The organism is Sphingomicrobium sp. XHP0239 (assembly GCF_039555325.1).
Classification (GTDB): domain Bacteria; phylum Pseudomonadota; class Alphaproteobacteria; order Sphingomonadales; family Sphingomonadaceae; genus Sphingomicrobium; species Sphingomicrobium maritimum.
Map to the genome: position 1 here is coordinate 2,006,201 of NZ_CP154608.1, position 19,043 is coordinate 2,025,243.

A 19,043-nucleotide genomic window follows, 5' to 3' on the forward strand; every position below is an offset into this window, starting at 1 on the left:
TCTCTCCTGAAGTCACGTGAGTGAAATACTTCACCGGGACTAGAGGAGCGTGGAGGGGCAGGGAAGCGAAACCCAACGGTTTCGTATCGAAATTGACCCGCGCTATGGCTTCCAAGACACATCGTGCAGCGCAGCATTTACGCTGCACTGCACGATAGGTTTCAATTACTGTACTGACCTATGCGAAAGTCGCCGGATTACTTCGGCGCGACCACCATCAGCATCTGGCGGCCCTCCATCCGGGGACGCTGTTCGACCTTGGCGATTTCGTTGGTGTCTTCCTCGACCCGCTGAAGAACCGCCATGCCCAGATTGTTGTGCGCCATCTCGCGACCGCGGAAGCGGATGGTGAGCTTCACCTTGTCGCCGTTCTCGATGAACTGGACGACCTTCTTCATCTTCACCTGATAGTCGTGGTCGTCGATATTGGGACGCATCTTGATCTCCTTGATCTCCTGCGTCTTCTGGGCCTTGCGCTTGGCGTTGGCCTTCTTCTGCGCCTCATACTTGTGGCGCCCGATATCGAGGAATTTGGCGACCGGCGGGTCGGCGTTGGGGGAGATTTCGACGAGGTTGAGGCCGATGTCGTTGGCCTGCTCCATCGCTTCGCGCGTAAACATCACGCCCAGATTGTCGCCATTCTCGTCGATCACCCGTACCTTTTGGGCCTGGATGAAATTGTCGTAGCGGGGGCCGGATGGCGGCGGCGGCGACATCCCACGTCGCGGAAGGGGCGGTCGTATAGCGAAATCTCCTCTGAGTCGTTTGCCTTCGTGCCATGCGAGATAGGCGCTGGTGTGCGGGAAAAAAAGGGTTCGCGTCGAGATCAGGCCGCCTGAAGGTCGTTGAGGAAGCGTTCGACGTCGATCCGGACCGCATCCGCGAGCTGCGCCAACTCACCCGAGGCGGATTTGACCTGCGTCGCGGCAGCAAGGACCGAACCCGCTCCTTCATCGACTTTGCGCGCGCGGCGGGCAACGTCGTCGGCGACCCCGGCGGCGCCCTCGACCCCTTCGCTCAGCGCGCTCGTCGCATCCGACTGCTGGCGCACGGATGCCGCGATGGCGACGGCCGCCTGGCTGATCCGCTGGATCGCCGCGTCCACGTCGCGGAAGCCCGAAACGGATCGATCGATGGCCTGGCTCATCTGCCCCACGGTCGATCCTGCGCTGGAGGTGGCATCCGCGGTCTGTTCGGACAGACTCTTCACCTCGCCCGCGACCACCGCGAAACCCCGCCCCGCTTCCCCCGCGCGCGCCGCCTCGATCGTGGCGTTGAGCGCGAGCAGGCCCGTTTTGCGAGCGACATCGTCGATCATACCAACCATCTGGCCGACATCGGCAGTGCTGCTCGAGAGCTGCTGCACGGTGGATGCGGTCGACGACGAACGATCGGCAGCGTCGAGTGCGGATCCGCGCTGATCCTCCACCTGTCGGGCGATGTCGTCGATGGCGAGACGGATCTGATCGGCTGCCGCGGCTGCCTCGCGCACGTGCCGCGATGCCGTGCCCGTATCGTTGGCGACCGCCGACAGCTCCTTGGTGGTGTTGCCGAGCTGGTCGAGCATCAGATCCGCGGTTGCCGACAGCTGGTCCGCAGCCGCCGCGAGGGCCGACACGGTCTCGTGCATGCGCCGCGTGAATTCGTTGCCCGTGTTCGCCAGATGACGTGCCCGTTCCTCGCGCTCCTCCACCATCTTTCGATCGGCGCGCAGAGCCGCCTCGCGCGCTTCGCGATCACGGTTTTCGGCGGCGATCTTCTCGCGCTCGAACCGTTCGCGCTCCGCCACCGTCTCGCCGAAGCGTGACAGGAGTTGCGCGATCTGCGCGACTTCGAGCGAGCGGGCATCCGTCGGAAGACGGACGTCGAAATCGCCTTCGCTCATGCGCCGTGCGGCGCCCGTCAGTTCGCCCATCGGTCGCTGGACATGCCGAAGGGTGACCCAGATCAGCCCCGCCACCGCGGCAAGACCGACAAGCAGCAAGAGGATTTGGACGAGCATCGACCAGCCCGCGGCCGAATGACGCGCTTCAACATATTCGGTAGTGAGGTCGTCCGAGGCGCGGGTGATCGCCAAGAGATCGTCGATCGCCGCGCTGGACGCGTCGTACCATTCGTAGGCGTCGACCGGATAGGGCCGTCCGGCATCGCTGGCCGCATAGACCGAACTGCGAAGTCGGTCGTAGTCGCGAAAGAACCCTTCCTCGGCGCGTTGGATTGCCTCGCGTAGACGCGGGTCGCGCGTATCGGTGGCGTTGATCATCGCGATCAGTTCGCGCGCGGCCAGGACACGGCCGCGGTCTTCGATGATGGCCGCGCGATCGGCGGGTCCGACAGGATCGCCCGCTGCGATCAGCCCCCCGACCAGCGCGCGTTCGCGGCCGGCATATTCGCTCATTTCCCACGCCAGGTTCCGGAGCGTCAGCAGGTTGGCGATATGGCCGGTGGTCTCGACGTCAGCGGTCGTCGCGAAACGAAGCGCCTGCGCCGTCATGATCCGCCGCGATGCGACCTCGGAAAAGGCCTCGGCAATCGCGGGATCACGCTCCGGGCCGGACAAGCGCGCCTGCTGCGTAGTGCGTTCCGCCAACGCGTCGAAATCCGCCTTCGCTTCGAGAAACCTCGCATGGAGCGCGCGTTCCTGCGCATCGCGGGGCTCGAAGCCATCTAGGGCGCGGTCCATCGCGCGATCACCCTCGCGCCGTGCGGTCACGATGTCGTCGAGACGCGCGGACGCGATCGGCGCGGGATCGCGAAGGGCGGTATAGGTTCGCCCACGGGAATCGGCCCAGCGTTCGGCGGCCTCGGTCACATCGGCGGTGAAGCGATTGACCGTCCGCACTTCGGCGGCATTGCGGCGATCGGCGACCGTATCGACGACGTTGAACAGTGCCGTGACCACGATGATCATCGTCATGACGATGACGGTGATGATGATCGCGCGAACCAGCGAGAATTCGCCCCGCGACACCCGCGAGAAAGTCGTGGCGGCCTCGTTCAAGGCCCGGTTGAAAATGGTCACTCGTCAATCCCGATGTCGTGCGCCGGCCCCCGAGTGGGTCGGCCCTCGCGATCCGATTAACGGAAAGGGACGAAAAAATGCTTAACCGCTTCGCAGGATATCGACCGACGCCCCCGCGACGTGGCGACCGATCATTCGGCGGCGGGGCGCAGGTCGGGCGGGGTCGCCTCGTCCTTCATCATCGCGATGAAATCGTCGAGCGCGATCACCTCCTGGTCGCGACTGCCGAGACGACGGACCGCGACGGTGCCTTCCTCGGCCTCGCGCTTCCCGACGACCGCGATCACGGGAACCTTGGCAAGGCTGTGCTCACGCACCTTGTAGTTGATCTTCTCGTTGCGAAGATCGGTCTCGACGCGAAGGCCCGCAACCTTCAGGCGATCGCCCGCTTCCCGCGCGAAATCGTCGGCATCGGACACGATGGTCGTCACGACGACCTGCGTCGGTGCCAGCCATACGGGCATGCGACCGGCATAATGCTCGATCAGCATTCCGATGAACCTTTCGTACGATCCGAAGATCGCGCGATGGAGCATGACGGGGCGATGCCGCTCGCCATCCTCGCCGATATAGGTGGCATCGAGGCGCTCGGGCAGCACGCGGTCCGACTGGATCGTGCCGACCTGCCACGTCCGTCCGATCGCATCGGTAAGATGCCATTCGAGCTTGGGCGCGTAGAAGGCCCCCTCGCCCGGCAGCTCTTCCCAGCCGTAGTCGTCATTGTCCATGCCCGCGGCCTTCACCGCGTCGCGCATTTCCTGTTCGGCCTTGTCCCACATTTCGTCGGTACCGAACCGCTTTTCGGGGCGGGTCGCGAGCTTGACGTGATAGGTGTAGCCGAAGTCCTTGTAGATCCGGTCGGCGAGGCGACAGAATTTCGCCGTCTCCTCGATCACCTGATCCTCGGTGCAGAAGATGTGCGCATCGTCCTGCGTGAACTGGCGCACCCGCATCAGCCCGTGGAGTGCGCCGTGCGGCTCGTTGCGGTGGCAGCAGCCGTTCTCGTAGAGCCGGACCGGCAGCTCCTTGTAGCTGGTGATGCCCTGCTTGAAGACCAGCACGTGCGCGGGGCAGTTCATCGGCTTGATCGCCATCCAGTCGGCGTCGTCCGCAATGTCGGGCGAGGCCGCATCCTCGTCACTCTCGACGTTCGGGACGATGTCGGGGACCGCGAACATGTTCTCGGCATACTTCCCCCAGTGGCCCGACTGGGTCCACTGCTTGACGTCCATCAGCTGCGGCGTCTTGATCTCGTTATAGCCGCCCTCGTCGATCGCGCGGCGCATGTAGGCCTCCAGCTCGCGCCAGATCTTGTAGCCCTGCGGATGCCAGAAGACGCTGCCGTGCGCTTCCTGCTGAAGGTGGAACAGGTCCATTTCCGCGCCCAGCTTGCGATGATCGCGCTTGGCGGCTTCCTCGAGCCGATGGAGGTGCTGGGCCAGCTGCTTCTTGTCGAGCCAGGCGGTGCCGTAGATACGACTCAACATCGGGTTCGACTGGTCGCCGCGCCAGTAGGCGCCCGACACGCGGGTCAGCTTGAAGGCTTTCGGATCGAGATAGCCGGTGCTCGGCAGGTGCGGCCCGCGGCACAGGTCGATCCAGTCGGCCTCGCCAGTGCCGGTCTTGTACATGGTGATGGGCTCGTTCTCGGGCAGTTCCATCACCCATTCGGCCTTGAACGCCTCGCCGTTGTCGATGAAGAACTGGCGCACCCGTTCGCGGTCCCAGACCTCGCGGATCAGCGGCTTGTCGGCCTTGATGATCGCCCGCATCTCTTCCTCGATCGCGGGCAGATCCTCCTCGGTGAACATGCCGCGACCCGGCGCGGGCGCGAAGTCGTAGTAGAAGCCGTCGTCGGTCGCGGGGCCGAAGGTGATCTGCGTGCCGGGGTACATGTTCTGCACCGCCTCAGCGAGAATATGCGCGAAGTCGTGGCGCACCAGTTCGAGCGCATCGGCCTCGTCGCGCTTCGTGATCAGCTCCAGCTTCGCATCGCCCTCGAACGGGCGCTTCAGGTCGCGCACCTCGCCGTCGACACGCGCGGCAAGCGCGGCCTTGGCGAGCCCCGGCCCGATCTCGGCGGCGACGTCATAGGGCGTCGCCCCCGCCTTCATTTCCTTCACGCTGCCATCGGGCAGGGAGATTTTCGACAGTTCGGTCATGGCTCCGTTTCCTAGTGCAGCGCAGCAAACGCTTCAACCAAAAGGACATTTCAAGTACCCTTGGCAATATGCAAAGGGTGCTTGACATGGCATCGCGCCGAATGTAAAAGTCACTTTACACAAAGAGGAGGAACATTGACATGGGAACCAACATTCTCAATTCGCTCGGTTGGGCCACCGCCATTCTGAGCGCGGCCTGGTTCGGCAAGGAAGGCGGCCTCGATACCACCCAGACCGGCGCCATGATTCTCGCGCTGTCCGGCGGCGCCGTCGCCACGCTCCGCCCCGACCTGCGTCGCGGTCGCTGCGGCCGATGACCGACCAGGCGGCATCGGCAGAGCGGCGCCCGTTCGGGATCTGGTTCGTCGCGTTCGTCATTGCGATGATCGGCGCGGGCGCGCTGGTGACATTCGCGGGCATCGACGATCCGATCCTTGCCAAGGGCATCATGCTGATGCCGCTGCTCTTCATCCTCAAGGCGGGGCTGAACGGGATTCACAACGCCCGGCTCCGGCCTTCTGCGGGAGGCAGCGCCAACGCCCGCTATCTTGCCCGCATGTTGATGGTGACCTTCCTGTACGTGGGATCACTCTTTGCCGCGCTGGCACTGATCGACGAGGGCGACCCCGTCACGATCGGCACCATCGTCCTCGCCTTTCTGCCCGGGCTCGCGGTCGCCGCTTACTTCTGGGCGATCGCCCGCCTGATGATCGAACTCGACGACGAGTTCCTGCGCATGCTGATGGTGCGCCAGTCGCTCGTCGCCACGGCGATCGCGCTGTCGGCAGCCTCGATCTACGGGTTCCTCGAGAACTTCGGCATCGTCCCGCACCTCGCCGCCTTCTACTGGCCGATCGTCTGGTTCGCCGGGCTGGGGATCGGCGCGATCGTCAACAAGCTGACGTACGGCACGACGGGTGAAGTCCGGTGAAGAACCGCCTCAAGGTCCTGCGCGCCGAGCGCGACTGGTCGCAGCAGGTGCTCGCGGACAGGCTCGGGGTCAGCCGTCAGAGCGTCAATGCGATCGAGACGGGCAAGTACGACCCTTCGCTGCCGCTCGCCTTCACCATCGCCGAGGTTTTCGACCTGCCCATCGAACAGATTTTCGATCCGAAAGGATGATCCGGATGCTTCGTTACCTCCTCGCCTGCCTCGTGCTGATCGCCAGCCCCGCCGCCGCCGAACCGACTCGCTTTTCGGTCGAAGTCGTGGGCGAGGGGTCCCGCGACGTCATCCTGATCCCCGGCCTGATGAGCCCGCGCACCGTGTGGGACGATCAGGTCGCGCAACTATCGGCCGACAACCGGTTGCACCTCGTCCAGATCAACGGATTCGGCGGCACCGATTCAGGCCCGAATGCCGACGGACCGGTGTTCGCCGGCGTCGTCGACGAACTGGCGGCCTATCTGGAAGACAACGATCTTACCGACGTCGTGCTGATCGGTCACTCGCTCGGCGGGTTTGCGAGCCTCAACCTCGCACTCGATCGTCCGGATCGCGTCGACCGCGTGATGATCGTCGATTCGCTGCCCTTTTTCTCGATCCTGATGGGTGCGCAGAATGCCGACGAAGCGGCGCCGCTGGCGGAACGGATGCGGGCCTATCTGCTCGCCCAACCCACTCCCGAAGCGGGCGACTGCACTACGCCCAGTTTCAACGCCCAGTCGATGAGTCTCGATTTCGCGGGCCAGTGCAAGGTCGACGCTTTCACCGCCAGCGCCGATGCGACCGTCGCAGGACAATTGGTGTACGACCTCGCCACCACCGACGCGCGGCCCCGACTGGCCGACCTGAAGGTGCCTGTTACCGTGCTCTTTCCCTATTCCGAGCCGATGGCGCCGCTCGATCAGGTATCGCGGCTCTACCGGACGCAATATTCGGCCGCGGGCGAAAGGGTCACCTTTGTCCCGGTCGATAACAGCCGGCATTTCGTCATGTTCGATGCGCCGGACGCCTTCGCTAGCGCGCTCGCCGACTTTCTCGCGGACTAGCCGACAGCGTGCGCACTTCCTAGGTGAAGGGGCATGACCGACGAACAGCCCCCGATCCAGCATCTCGACCATGACGGTCGCCGCCTCGCCTATCGCCACCGCGAAGGTATCGGCGCGACCTACGTCTTCCTCCCCGGCTACGCGTCCGACATGGAAGGCGGAAAAGCCACCGCGATCGACGCCTATGCGGCGCGAGGCGGGCGCGGTTGCCTGCGGTTCGACTATTCTGGGACGGGAGCGTCGGACGGCGATTTCGCCGACGGAACGCTGGACCGTTGGCTGGACGAAGTTCTGGCGATGATCGACTCGGTTGCGTCGGGGCCCGTCATTCTGATCGGCTCGTCGATGGGGGGCTGGCTGGCGCTGCTCGCGGCGCTGCGACGTCCGGACCGCGTCGCGGCCATCTTGGGGATCGCCGCCGCTCCCGATTTCACCGACTGGGGTTTTTCCGAGGAGGACAAACAGGTCATCGCTCGAGACGGCAGGCTCGAACGGCCCAGTGCCTACGACGACAGCGTCATGGTCACGCACGAGGCGTTTCTGCGCTCGGGTGCGGACCTCATGCTACTGAACCGACCGATCGACTATCGGGGACCCGTGCGTTTCGTGCACGGCGAGGCCGACACCGACGTTCCCGCCCGGATCGCGGCGGCCGCGCTGCAGCGGCTGACCAGCCCCGACGTTCAGCTTCGCCTCATCAAGGATAGCGGACATCGCCTGTCGCAGCCGTGGGAGATCGGCGCGATCCTCGGCGAGCTGCACGACCTCGATCAGATAGTGACGCAGAAATGATCCTTTCCCTCATCGCCGCCCTGACACTCGCCGGACAGGAAGCCCCGCCCCTGCCGCCGGCCGTCTGTGCCGACAGCGAACGGGCCGCCGACCTCGAATGCAAGGCGCAGGCGGAGGTCCGCACCGGAAACTACGGAGCGGCCGCCGCGCATTTCCTGACGATCGCGAACAATGCGACCGATCCCGGTGCCAAGGCGCGCGCCTATGCCGCCGCCGCGCCGCTCCTCTCGGTCGCGGGCGAGCTTGACCGTGCACAGGAAATTGCCGCCGCCGCGCTCGCATTCAATGCGTTGGGGCCGCAGCAGGCGGGGTGGACGATGATCGACCGGGCACAGGCACTGTTCCGGCTCGACCGCGTCGCAGAGGCGGAAACGCAGTGGGCGAGAGCCGCCGAACTGATCGCGCCCGACCCCTATTACTGGTGGACCGGAGCCTCGATGGCGTTGCAGGCCGGCGATCTAGCCGCCGCGAACGAGCGGGTCGAAGCAGGCCTGGAACGGGCGGATGATGCCCCCGAACTGCACCTCCTGAAAGGGCAGATCAGACTGGCCGAGGGGGATACGACCGGGGCACGTGCCGCCTTTTCCGCCGCGGTCGAGGCGCAGCCCGGCCACGACGCGGCCCTTGCCGCCGCGCGGGCGCTTGCGGCATTGAACGCCGAATGACCGCCTATCTTCACGCCATGCTGCGCGTCGCCGACCCGGAAGCCACCGTCGATTTCTTCAAGCTGCTGGGCCTTGAGGAACGTCGGCGCCGCGATGTCGAGGCGGGCCGGTTCACGCTCGTCTTTCTCGGCGTTCCCGGCCAGGATGCGGAGATCGAACTGACCCACAATTGGGACGGCGAGCCCGAAGGGCTGGGGGGCGGTCGCAACTTCGGCCACCTCGCCTTCCACGTCGACGATATCTACGCGACCTGCGAAACGCTGCGCGATCATGGCGTGACCATCAATCGCCCGCCTCGCGATGGTCGCATGGCGTTCGTAAAAACCCCCGATGGCGTCTCGATCGAACTGCTCAACAAGTCGGGCGCCCTCGAACCTCGCGAACCATGGGCCTCGATGGAGAATGACGGCACATGGTAGAAATGCGCGACGGCTACGAGATCGACCGCGCAGGACGGTTCGAGATTGCGTGCGTTCCGGCCTTCACCGACAATTATCACTGGCTGGCGAAGATCGGCGACACGGTCGCCGTCGTCGATCCGGGCGACGGGCAGGCCTGTCTCAAGGCCGCCGACGCGCTGGGCTGGCCGATCACCTACGTGCTCAACACGCACTGGCACCCCGATCATGTCGGTGGGAATCAGGCGGTCAAGGACGCGACCGATGCACGGATCCTCGGCCCGGCGCCCGAGGCCGACAAGATCCCCGGGATCGATGTCGAACTGGACGAGGGCGATACCGCGACACTCGGTTCCGCCACGGCCGCCGTCTGGCACGTTCCGGGCCACACGCTCGGCCACATCGCATACCATTTCCCCGATGACGGGATCGTCTTTTGCGGCGACACGCTGTTCGCCATGGGATGCGGCAAATTGTTCGAGGGAACACCCGAACAGATGCACCGGTCGCTCCAGCGCTTCGGCGATCTGCCGGACGACACGCTGCTCTATTGCGCGCACGAATATACCGAGGCGAACGGTCGCTTCGCGCTCACCGCCGACCCCGACAACGACGCGATTCGGGAACGACAGGCCAGGGTCGAGACGATGCGCGCGGAGGATAGACGCACCGTCCCCACCACCGTGAAGGACGAAAAGGCCACCAATGTCTTCCTGCGCGCGCCCGACCCGTTCACGCTGGGGAAACTTCGGGCGGCCAAGGATCGTTTCTAGGGACAGTGACCAATCAAGGGCCATCAACAGTGACCAATCAAGGGCCATCAAGAGGAACAGACCGATGAAAGCTTTTCTGACACTCCCCGCCGCCCTTCTCGTCGTCGCCTGCGCGACCGGCCCCGAGGCCGACTACGCGATGACCGCCGAGGACCGCGCCGAACTGGACCGCGAACTCGAAGGCTATGTCGCCGAAGCGCCCGAGAACTGCCTCGACATCCGCTTCGTCAACAACAGCCGCACGATCGACGAGCGCACGGTGGTCTATCGCGAAGGCAACCGTAAGTATCTTACGACCTTCGACGATCGCTGCCCCGCGCTCGACCGCCTGGGCGAGGCGCTCGTCTTCCGCACCTTCGCGGGACGCGTCTGCGACGTCGATATCATTCAGACGGTGGATACCCAGACGGGCATCCAGAGCGGCGCTTGCAGCATCGACACGATCACGCCCTATCGCCGCGTTGATTAAGGGGTAGGCCCGCCTAGCGCCGGTAGAGCTTGCTCAGGCGCTCGTCGTACACCGCCTTGATCTTGTGACGCCGGATGCTCTGCTTCGGCGTCAACATCTCGTTGTCGACCGTGAAGGGTTCGTCGGCGATCACGAACCGGCGAACCTTCTCGATGACCGACAGGTCGTTGTTGACCCGATCGACCGCGGCGCCGACCGCCTTGCGGATCTGCTCTTCGTCCATCCCGGCGCTGGCTTCCACATCGGGCACGATCAGCGCGACGATGTAGGGGCGATTGTCGCCATAAACCATCGCCTGCCCGACGATCGGCTCGAGCGTGAGCAGCCCTTCGACCCGCTGAGGCGCGACATTGTCGCCCTTGTCGAGGACGATCAGGTCCTTCTTGCGGTCGGTGATGACGATCCGGCCCTTTTCGTCGAGATGGCCGACGTCGCCCGTGAGGAGCCATCCGTCCTTGTCGAGCACCTTCTCGGTGTCCGACTTGTTGCGCCAGTAACCCTGCATGACGAGTTCGCCCTTCACGCAGATCTCGCCGTCCTCGGCGATGCGCACTTCGGTGTTCTTCAGCGGCGGACCGACGGTTTCCATGCGCACGCCCGCACGCGGGCGGTTGCAGCTGATGACGGGGCCGCTTTCGGTCTGGCCGTAGCCTTGGAGCAAGGTGATGCCCATCGCCTGGAAGAACAGCCCCACGTCGGGGGTGAGCGGCGCGCCACCCGATACCATCGCCTTGTTGTGGCCGCCGAACTTCTCGCGCACCTTCTTGCGCAGCGTCATGCCGATGATCTTGTCCATCAGATAGTCGCCGGGGCTGTATTTGCCTTCGTAGCGCCGGGTCGCGATCGCCACCGCCTTGTCGAGCAGGAACTTGGGCAATCCGCCCTCCTTCTCGATCGTCTTGAGCATACGGGACCGGAGCATCTCGAACAGGCGCGGGACGACCACCATGATGGTGGGCTTCGTTTCCTCGATGTTGCTCGCCAGCTTCTCGATGCTTTCGGCGTAATAGATGTGCGCGCCGAGTCCGACGGGGAAATGCTGGCCGCCGGTATGTTCGTAGGCGTGGCTGGCGGGCAGGAACGACAGAAAGCGCTCTTCCTCGTCCCAACCGAAATCGTTGGCGATGACATCGACGCAGCCTTCGACATTGTGGAGCACCATGCCGTGATGCTGCATGACGCCGCGCGGCGCACCGCCGGTGCCCGACGTGTAGATGATGCAGGCGAGATCCTGCCGCCCGACGCTCGCCGCTTCGTTCTCGAACTTCTCGACGCTGGCGGCGGTCGCGACGATCTCGTCCCAATGGTGGAAACGTGCGACGTCGGGAGACTGGCCGGTGATGATGTCGTCGATCGAGATCATGTGGTGGCACTGGCTCTCGAACAGCACGGCGGGGATGAGCGGTTCGGCCAGCTTCTGCGTCGAGACGATCACCGCCCGCGCGCCGGAATTGCCGAGGATGTGCTGGTGATCGCGGGTCGTATTGGTGGTGTAGGTCGGCACCGAGATGGCACCCGCGGCCATGATGCCGAGATCGGCGATCAGCCATTCGGGACGATTTTCGGACACCAGCATGACGCGGTCGCCCTTCTCGATCCCGAGGTCGCGCAGCCCTTGTGCAAGACCCACGACCTGCCGTGCCGCCTGCGCCCAGGTGATCGAGGTCCAGTCGCCGTCCTTCTTCGACCACAGGAAGGGCCGGTCGCCGTTCTCCCGCGCACGCGTGAAGAACATTGTGACGAGATTGGAGAAATGTTCGAGCTGGGTTCGGCGGCTCATGGCGCTTGCACTCCTCTCACGTCCTTTTCGGTCCGCGGGTCGAAGGCGGCGACCCATCGACCGTCGATCCGGTGGACGGCGTTGGCCTTGAAGCGCGGGGAGATCACCCGGACACCCTGATGCCCCCGGGCGGTGAGGTTCGCGGCGAGCGCTTCGGCCCCCGGATGTTCCTCGACCATCACATAATCGTCGCCCGGCGCGTAGAGATTGGGCAGCGCGATCGCCTCCGCTGCCGTCAGTCCGAAATCGACGACCCCGATGATGTTCTTGGCGGTCTGAACGATGATGGTGGCTCCGCCCGCCGCGCCGATGCCGAGGAGCGGCGATCCGTCGGGGGCGAAGACGATTGCGGGGCTCATCGAGGAACGCGGGCGCTTGCCCGGCTGAACGCGATTGGCCGCCAGGACGCCGCCGGGGCCGATGGGGTCGAAGCTGAAATCCGTGAGCTCGTTGTTGAGGTAATAGCCCCCGACGAACAGGCCCGATCCGAACGCGCTTTCGATCGTCGACGTATAGCTGACGACATTGCCGTCACCGTCGGCGATCGCGAAATGGCTGGTCCCGCTTTCGCGCGGTTCCTGACCGTATGCGGTCGCCACGTTGCCGGGTGGATAGCCGGCGGTCGCCTCGCTCATCGCGCGGTCGATTGCGATCCGCTGCGCACGGGTCGCGAGATAGGTCGTGTCGTAAAGGCCGGGAGTCGGGATCGGCACGAAATCGTGATCGCCGAGGTAGGCGCCGCGATCGGCGAACGCGAGGCGCGTGGCTTCGGCGAACAGATGCCAGAAGTCCGGATCCTCCGGGCCCATCGCGGCCACGTCGAAATTCTCGAGCAGACCGAGGATCTGGAGCACCGTGGTCGCACCCGAGGACGGCGGACCCATCGAGCAGACGCGGTGACCGCGATACTCCCCGCACTGGGGCAGGCGTTCCTTGGCGCGATAGCCCTCGATGTCGGCGAGCGACATCGGTGCGGGTGCCACCTGCGCCATCGCCACCGCGTCGCGCACTTCCTCGGCGTTGCGTCCTGAATAGAAGGCGTTGGGGCCAAGCTCTGCAATCCGCTCGAGCGTCGCGGCAAGGCGTGGATTGACGAGGCGCGTGCCCACGGGTTTCGGCGTGTCGCCGTCGTAGTAGATCGCCCGCGCCCGATCGGTCAGCGGCGCGGTGGGGGATCCGTCGAGCATACCGTGCAGCCGATTGGTCATCGGCCAGCCGTCCCGCGCCAGTTCGATCGCCGGGCCGAACAGCTCCGCCCACTCGAGCTTTCCGTACCGCTCGTGCACCATCGCGGCGAGCGCGATGTTACCGGGAACGCCCACGCTCTTTCCACCGGGGACGACCTCGCGAAAACCGACGGGTTCGCCATCCTCGTTCAGGAACCAGTTTTCGTCCGCCGCCATCGGGGCGGTCTCGCGGCCGTCATAGCTGGTCGTCCGTCCGTTGGCGGCGTGGTGCAGCATGAAGCCGCCTCCGCCGATGCCCGACGATTGGGGCTCGACCACCGTGAGCGCGAGCATGACCGCGATCGCCGCATCGGTGGCGCTTCCGCCGCGCGCCAGCATCGCTTCGCCCGCCGCGGTGGCGCGCGGTTCGGCGCTCGACACGGCGCCGGCGGCGATGACGGGGGCGGGAGCGACGGCAGGTCGCTCGGGCGTGGAACAGCTGGCGAGCAATAAAGCGGCGAGCGGAAAAAGGAGACGCGGCATGGCCGTTGGGCTACTCGCTTCCGATGAGGTCGGCAATATTGTCGATCCCCTCGGCCTCCAGCCGCAGCGCCAATCCGCGCGCCAGCCGCATCGCCAGGCCGGGCCCTTCGTAGACCAGCGCGGTGTAGATCTGCACCAGGCTCGCGCCCGCCCGGATCCGCTGCCAGACATCATCGACGGTCGCGATCCCGCCCGCGGCGATGAGTGGCAGGCGACCTTCCGTCGCGCTTCGGAAATCGCGTAATGCCGCCATCGCGCGGTCACCGAGGGGTGCACCCGACAGTCCACCCGTTTGGTAGGCCATGGGTGATCGCAGATCGTCGGGACGATGGATGGTGGTGTTGGAGATGACCAACGCATCCACCCCCTCGCGCATCGCCACATCGGCGATCGCGGCGGCGTCGCCATCCTCGAGATCGGGGGCGACCTTCAGAAAAACGGGCGGGCCGCCCGCGCCGCGCGCGCCGCGCACGGTTGCCAGCAGGTGCGCCAGCGCACCGGGATCCTGCAGCTGGCGAAGCCCGGGCGTATTGGGCGAGGAGATATTGACGGTCAGATAGTCCGCATAGCGGCTCATCGCCACGACGCCGCGGCGATAGTCGGCGATGCGATCCTCGCTGTCCTTGTTGGCACCGATATTGATGCCGACGATCCCGCGCCGCGCATCGCGCCGGCTCAGGCGATGGCGTGCCTCTTCCTGCCCGTCGTTGTTGAAGCCCATGCGGTTGATCACCGCCCGATCGTGGGGCAGGCGGAACAGCCGCGGCTTGGGATTCCCTTCCTGCGCGAGCGGGGTGAGGGTGCCGACCTCGACGAAGCCGAAACCCAGACCCAGCATCGCGTCGTGCACTTCAGCATTCTTGTCGAACCCTGCGGCAAGGCCGATGGGGTTGGGAAAGTGCAGCCCTGCGACATCCTGTCCCAGCGCCGACGCGAATTGCGGCACTTGTCGATCGGGCAGCGCCTTCAGCGCGTTGATGGTGGCGCGGTGGGCGCGTTCGGCGTCGAGCCGGAAGACGAGTGGCCGCAGCAGCGAATAGATCATTCCCCGCCCTAGCGCGGGCGCTTCGGCGCGGGCAAGGTCGCGAGCAACCGTGATTCGTCCCAACAGGAGCTTCGTCCATGATCCGAGCCGCAATTCTCATCGCGCTTGCCACCGGCACCGCCGCCTGCGCCGCGACCGAAACGCCGCCTGTCGTCACCACCGCGAGCGCCGAGACGTCGCCCGACGCGCGATTGGCGCAGCTGTTCGAGGCGTATGACGAGGCACAGCTCGAGCTGTCGCCCATGGCGAAAAGCTATCGCGGGATCATCGACGAGGATTATTCGACCTTCGGCGACGTGAGCGAGGCCAGCGATCTGGCACAACTGCGGCTGATGCAGGAGACGGCCAACGCGATAAAGGCGCAGTTCGACCGCGACGCGCTCAACATGCAGGACCGGATCAGCTACGATCTGTTCCTGCGCAATGTCGCGATGCAGGAACGGTTGCAGCCGTTCAGCCGCCACGGGTTCATCTTCAACCAGATGTTCGGCCAGCAGTCGGGGCTGCCCGCCTTCATGATCAACATCCACCGCGTGTCCGAACCCGCGCACGCCGAGGCCTATATAGCGCGGATCGGCGACATGGCCCGCGTGCTCGAGGATTACATGATGCAGTCGACCGCTCGGGCTGACGACGGGATCGCGCCGCCCGATTGGGTCTATCCCTACGTGATTGCGGATATCGACAATCTTCTGAGCCAGGGGACCGACAATGCGGTGCTCGAGGACTTCCGCGAGAAGGTCGATGCGCTGGACCTTCCCGCGGCCGAACAGGCGGACCTCAAGGCGCGCGCCGACCGTGCCTGGAACGCGGGGCCGCGGATCGCCTACCAGCAGCTGCGCACCGAACTGGTCCGCCAGCAGGCCGACGCGCCGACGCAGGACGGGGTATGGCGGCTTCCGAAAGGTGCCGAATATTACCGCGCACAGCTCGCCAACTATACCAACAGCGACATGACGCCCGACGAGGTGCACGCGCTGGGCCTTGCGAACGTCGAGCGGATCCACGGACTGATGCGCGACATCATGGCCGAGGTGGAGTTCGACGGCTCGCTGCAGGATTTCTTCGAATTCACCCGCACCGATCCGCGTTTCTATGCCGCCAGCCGCGAGGATTATCTGGCCAGGGTCGACGCGGTCTATGCCAAGATGAACCCGCGGCTGCCGGAATATTTCGGGGTCCTTCCCGGCGATCCGCTGCGCGTCAAACCGGTCGAGGCGTTCCGCGAGAAAAGCGCGGGCAAGGCGTTCTACCAGTCGCCCGCACCCGACGGGTCGCGCCCCGGCACCTACTACGTCAATCTCTACGAACTGGACGCGATGAGCCTCAACGAACTGGAGGCGCTCGCCTATCACGAGGGGGTTCCGGGACACCATCTCCAGCGGTCGATCCAGACCGGGCTCGACGGTCTTCCGCCCTTCCGCCGGTTCGGCGGGCAGACCGCCTATACCGAGGGCTGGGGCCTGTATTCGGAAGAGCTGGGCAAGGACATGGGCTTCTATACCGACCCCTATTCGGACTTCGGTCGGCTGGGCATGGAATTGTGGCGCGCGGCACGGCTGGTGGTCGACACGGGGCTGCACCACAAACGGTGGAGCCGCGAGGAGGCGATCGCCTATCTGCAGGAAAACACGCCCAACCCCGAGGCCGACATTCGCAAGGCGATCGAGCGTTATGCGGTCCTTCCGGGGCAGGCTACGGCCTACATGGTCGGCAAGCTCAAGATCACGGAATTGCGCGAGCGGGCGATGGACGAACTGGGCGACGACTTCGCATGGGGCGAATTCCACGACGCCGTGCTGGTCCCCGGCCCGGTGCCGCTCGACATGCTCGAGGACAATATCGACGCCTACATCGAACGCGAGAAACTGATGGCCGATGCGATCATGGAGAATTGATCGGCACGCCGCCGTCGCCGCCAGTTGCTAACGACTCGCAACTGGCGGAAATCGGTTGAAAAACGGGCGCCCGGTCGCCATCTCGCCAATCGGAACGAAACAGTCCGATTAGAGCACCGGAGCCCCATGCGCCTGACCCATCTTGCCGATTATGCCGTGGTCATGATGACCGCCGCCGCTCGCCTGCCGTCGCAGCGCTGGTCGGCCGCGTCGCTGGCGGCGGAGACGGGCGTGCCGCTGGCGACCGCGCAGAAACTGATGCAGATGCTGGCACGGGCGGACCTCATCGCGGGGCAGCGGGGCGCGGGCGGCGGCTATACGCTGGCGCGGCCGATCGAGACCATCAGCCTCGCCGACATCATCGAGGCCGTCGAAGGCCCTATCGCCATGACCCAGTGCAGCGACGGTTCGACCGACTGCGCGCTGGACGCCAATTGCCGGATCAAGCCGCACATGGGGCTGGTCGGACAGAAAGTGCGAGGCGCGCTCGGCGCGGTCTCGCTGCAGGAACTCACGCAATGACCGAAACCCGCACCCTTACCGACCGCGAGCAGCGCAATCCCGAGGCCCGCGAGGCGCTCGACAAGGATTACGAGTGGGGCTTCTCGACCGACATCGAGCAGGATTTCGCGCCCAAGGGTCTGAACGAGGACACCGTCCGCTTCATTTCCGCCAAGAAGGGCGAGCCCGAGTGGATGCTCGACTGGCGGTTGAAGGCGTATCGCGCCTGGCTGGAGATGGAGGAGGTCGACTGGGCCAAGCTCACGATCCCCAAGATCGACTATCAGGACGCCTACTACTACGCGGAGCCCAGGAAGAAGCCGACGCTCGAGAGCCTCGATGAACTCGACCCGGAAATCCGCCGCACCTACGAGAAGCTCGGCATCCCGATCGAGGAGCAGAAGGTACTCGCCAACGTCGAAGGCGCGCGCAAGGTCGCGGTCGATGCGGTGTTCGACAGCGTGTCGGTCGCCACGACGTTCCGCGAGGAACTGACCAAGGCGGGCGTCGTCTTCATGTCGATCAGCGAGGCGATCAAGGAACATCCCGAGCTGGTGAAGAAGTATATCGGCTCGGTCGTGCCGCAGCGCGACAATTATTTCGCATGTCTCAACAGCGCGGTCTTTTCCGACGGGACGTTCGTCCACATTCCCGAGGGCGTTCGCTGCCCGATGGAGCTGTCGACCTATTTCCGGATCAACGCGGAGAATACGGGGCAGTTCGAACGCACGCTGATCGTTGCGGAGAAGGGCAGCTACGTCAGCTATCTGGAAGGCTGCACCGCGCCGATGCGCGATGAAAACCAGCTGCACGCCGCGGTGGTCGAGATCTACGCGCACGAGGATGCGGAGGTGAAATACTCCACTGTCCAGAACTGGTATCCGGGCGACAAGAACGGCAAGGGCGGGATCTACAATTTCGTCACCAAGCGCGCCTTGTGCGCGGGCGACCGGTCGAAGGTGAGCTGGACGCAGGTCGAGACCGGCAGCGCGATCACCTGGAAATATCCGAGCTGCATCCTGAAAGGCGACGACACGGTCGGCGAATTCTATTCGGTCGCGCTCACCAACAATTTCCAGCAGGCCGACACCGGCACCAAGATGGTGCATATCGGCAAGAACTCGCGCTCGACGATCATCTCCAAGGGCATCAGCGCGGGGCGCAGCGACAACACCTATCGCGGCCTCGTGCGGGTGATGCCCAAGGCCGAGAACGTCCGCAATTTCACCCAGTGCGACAGTCTGCTGCTCGGCAGCCAGTGCGGGGCGCACACGGTGCCCTATATCGAGGTTCGCAACCCGACCGCGCAGGTCGAGCATGAAGCGACGACCAGCAAGATTTCGGAAGACCAGATGTACTACGCCCAGTCGCGCGGTCTCGACGAAGAGGCGGCGGTGGCGCTGATCGTCAACGGGTTCGCGAAGGACGTGCTCAAGGAGCTCCCGATGGAGTTCGCGGTCGAGGCGCAGAAGCTGCTGGCGATCAGCCTCGAGGGGAGCGTGGGGTGAAGTCGCTGTCGCTCCTTTTTCCCCTGCTCGCGCTGGGCGGCTGCGGCGAGACCGACGGCGGAGCGACCGCGCAGGCCGCTGCCGATCCGGACAGCTGCCGCGCGATTGAGGACAAATACATTCCCCGCTTCGAGGAACTGGGCAGCCGCGGCGAGGTCCTACTTGACCGCGCGGGCGGCACGCCGTCGGAGCAGGACATCGAAGCCGCGCTCGGGCTTCAGGCCGAACTTCGCTCGCTGCATGCGGAAGCACGCGCCGAGCTTGCCGGGTGCACCGGCCCCAAACGCCAACTGGAAGGATTGTACGGCGAGCTCTGATCGCCATCGACCA

19 protein-coding genes are annotated in these 19,043 nt (G+C 65.1%); 13 read left to right on the forward strand and 6 right to left on the reverse strand.

The genetic code is table 11. The features are described from left to right. Nucleotides 1-197: 197 nt before the first annotated feature. The 3 genes from infC to thrS all read right to left on the reverse strand — a co-directional run bounded on the left by infC (nucleotide 198) and on the right by thrS (nucleotide 5,184). Nucleotides 198-716, reverse strand: coding sequence for a translation initiation factor IF-3 (gene infC / locus WJT74_RS10095; protein ID WP_343344384.1), 519 nt, complete (start codon nucleotides 714-716; stop codon nucleotides 198-200). Nucleotides 717-826: 110 nt separating this feature from the next. Continuing rightward, the gene (locus WJT74_RS10100) at nucleotides 827-3,022 is read right to left on the reverse strand and encodes a methyl-accepting chemotaxis protein (protein WP_343344386.1); all 2,196 of its coding nucleotides are present in this window, start codon (nucleotides 3,020-3,022) and stop codon (nucleotides 827-829) included. Between the two features lie 131 nt (nucleotides 3,023-3,153). Beyond that, nucleotides 3,154-5,184: a threonine--tRNA ligase gene (gene thrS / locus WJT74_RS10105; protein WP_343344388.1), complete on the reverse strand. Its 2,031-nt coding sequence runs from the start codon at nucleotides 5,182-5,184 to the stop codon at nucleotides 3,154-3,156. 140 nt (nucleotides 5,185-5,324) lie between these two features. On the opposite strand from thrS, the gene WJT74_RS10110 reads away from it, so the two are divergent. The 9 genes from WJT74_RS10110 to WJT74_RS10150 all read left to right on the forward strand — a co-directional run bounded on the left by WJT74_RS10110 (nucleotide 5,325) and on the right by WJT74_RS10150 (nucleotide 10,272). Further along, nucleotides 5,325-5,501, forward strand: a complete 177-nt coding sequence (locus WJT74_RS10110) for a hypothetical protein (protein ID WP_343344390.1) — start codon at nucleotides 5,325-5,327, stop codon at nucleotides 5,499-5,501. After that, the gene (locus WJT74_RS10115) at nucleotides 5,498-6,115 is read left to right on the forward strand and encodes a hypothetical protein (RefSeq protein WP_343344392.1); all 618 of its coding nucleotides are present in this window, start codon (nucleotides 5,498-5,500) and stop codon (nucleotides 6,113-6,115) included. Before WJT74_RS10110 ends, WJT74_RS10115 begins: the two co-directional genes overlap by 4 nt. After that, nucleotides 6,112-6,306, forward strand: a complete 195-nt coding sequence (locus WJT74_RS10120) for a helix-turn-helix transcriptional regulator (protein WP_343344395.1) — start codon at nucleotides 6,112-6,114, stop codon at nucleotides 6,304-6,306. The genes WJT74_RS10115 and WJT74_RS10120 overlap by 4 nt, the downstream gene beginning before the upstream one ends. Before the next feature lie 5 nt (nucleotides 6,307-6,311). After that, entirely contained in the window at nucleotides 6,312-7,175 is an 864-nt protein-coding gene (locus WJT74_RS10125; RefSeq protein WP_343344397.1) for an alpha/beta fold hydrolase, read from the forward strand. A 33-nt stretch (nucleotides 7,176-7,208) separates the two neighbouring features. Then, nucleotides 7,209-7,967 (forward strand): alpha/beta fold hydrolase, encoded by a 759-nt coding sequence (locus tag WJT74_RS10130; protein WP_343344399.1) that lies wholly within the window; start codon nucleotides 7,209-7,211, stop codon nucleotides 7,965-7,967. Continuing rightward, on the forward strand, nucleotides 7,964-8,632 hold the full coding sequence (locus tag WJT74_RS10135) for a tetratricopeptide repeat protein (RefSeq protein WP_343344402.1): 669 nt from the start codon (nucleotides 7,964-7,966) through the stop codon (nucleotides 8,630-8,632). The genes WJT74_RS10130 and WJT74_RS10135 overlap by 4 nt, the downstream gene beginning before the upstream one ends. Further along, nucleotides 8,629-9,051: a VOC family protein gene (locus WJT74_RS10140; RefSeq protein WP_343344404.1), complete on the forward strand. Its 423-nt coding sequence runs from the start codon at nucleotides 8,629-8,631 to the stop codon at nucleotides 9,049-9,051. The genes WJT74_RS10135 and WJT74_RS10140 overlap by 4 nt, the downstream gene beginning before the upstream one ends. Then, nucleotides 9,045-9,803 carry a hydroxyacylglutathione hydrolase gene (gene gloB / locus WJT74_RS10145; protein WP_343344406.1) on the forward strand — a complete coding sequence of 253 codons (759 nt, stop codon included), beginning with the start codon at nucleotides 9,045-9,047 and terminating at the stop codon, nucleotides 9,801-9,803. The genes WJT74_RS10140 and gloB overlap by 7 nt, the downstream gene beginning before the upstream one ends. A gap of 64 nt (nucleotides 9,804-9,867) precedes the next feature. Beyond that, nucleotides 9,868-10,272: a DUF6491 family protein gene (locus tag WJT74_RS10150; RefSeq protein ID WP_343344408.1), complete on the forward strand. Its 405-nt coding sequence runs from the start codon at nucleotides 9,868-9,870 to the stop codon at nucleotides 10,270-10,272. A 13-nt stretch (nucleotides 10,273-10,285) separates the two neighbouring features. On the opposite strand, the gene WJT74_RS10155 is transcribed toward WJT74_RS10150, so the two are convergent. The 3 genes from WJT74_RS10155 to WJT74_RS10165 are packed head-to-tail and all read right to left on the reverse strand — an operon-like array spanning nucleotide 10,286 to nucleotide 14,806. Next, the gene (locus WJT74_RS10155; RefSeq protein WP_343344410.1) at nucleotides 10,286-12,052 is read right to left on the reverse strand and encodes an AMP-dependent synthetase/ligase; all 1,767 of its coding nucleotides are present in this window, start codon (nucleotides 12,050-12,052) and stop codon (nucleotides 10,286-10,288) included. Then, on the reverse strand, nucleotides 12,049-13,761 hold the full coding sequence (gene ggt / locus WJT74_RS10160) for a gamma-glutamyltransferase (protein WP_343344412.1): 1,713 nt from the start codon (nucleotides 13,759-13,761) through the stop codon (nucleotides 12,049-12,051). Before ggt ends, WJT74_RS10155 begins: the two co-directional genes overlap by 4 nt. Before the next feature lie 10 nt (nucleotides 13,762-13,771). Further along, complete coding sequence (locus WJT74_RS10165) at nucleotides 13,772-14,806, reverse strand: quinone-dependent dihydroorotate dehydrogenase (protein WP_343348167.1); 1,035 nt, start codon at nucleotides 14,804-14,806, stop codon at nucleotides 13,772-13,774. 77 nt (nucleotides 14,807-14,883) lie between these two features. Between WJT74_RS10165 and WJT74_RS10170 the strand changes: the two genes are divergently transcribed. The 4 genes from WJT74_RS10170 (at nucleotide 14,884) to WJT74_RS10185 (ending at nucleotide 19,030) form a co-directional block, all read left to right on the forward strand. After that, nucleotides 14,884-16,704, forward strand: coding sequence for a DUF885 domain-containing protein (locus WJT74_RS10170; RefSeq protein WP_343344414.1), 1,821 nt, complete (start codon nucleotides 14,884-14,886; stop codon nucleotides 16,702-16,704). Between the two features lie 126 nt (nucleotides 16,705-16,830). Continuing rightward, nucleotides 16,831-17,226 (forward strand): SUF system Fe-S cluster assembly regulator, encoded by a 396-nt coding sequence (locus WJT74_RS10175; protein ID WP_343344417.1) that lies wholly within the window; start codon nucleotides 16,831-16,833, stop codon nucleotides 17,224-17,226. Beyond that, the gene (gene sufB / locus WJT74_RS10180; RefSeq protein ID WP_343344420.1) at nucleotides 17,223-18,713 is read left to right on the forward strand and encodes a Fe-S cluster assembly protein SufB; all 1,491 of its coding nucleotides are present in this window, start codon (nucleotides 17,223-17,225) and stop codon (nucleotides 18,711-18,713) included. Before WJT74_RS10175 ends, sufB begins: the two co-directional genes overlap by 4 nt. After that, entirely contained in the window at nucleotides 18,710-19,030 is a 321-nt protein-coding gene (locus WJT74_RS10185; protein ID WP_343344423.1) for a hypothetical protein, read from the forward strand. Before sufB ends, WJT74_RS10185 begins: the two co-directional genes overlap by 4 nt. The last annotated feature ends 13 nt before the right edge of the window (nucleotides 19,031-19,043 follow it).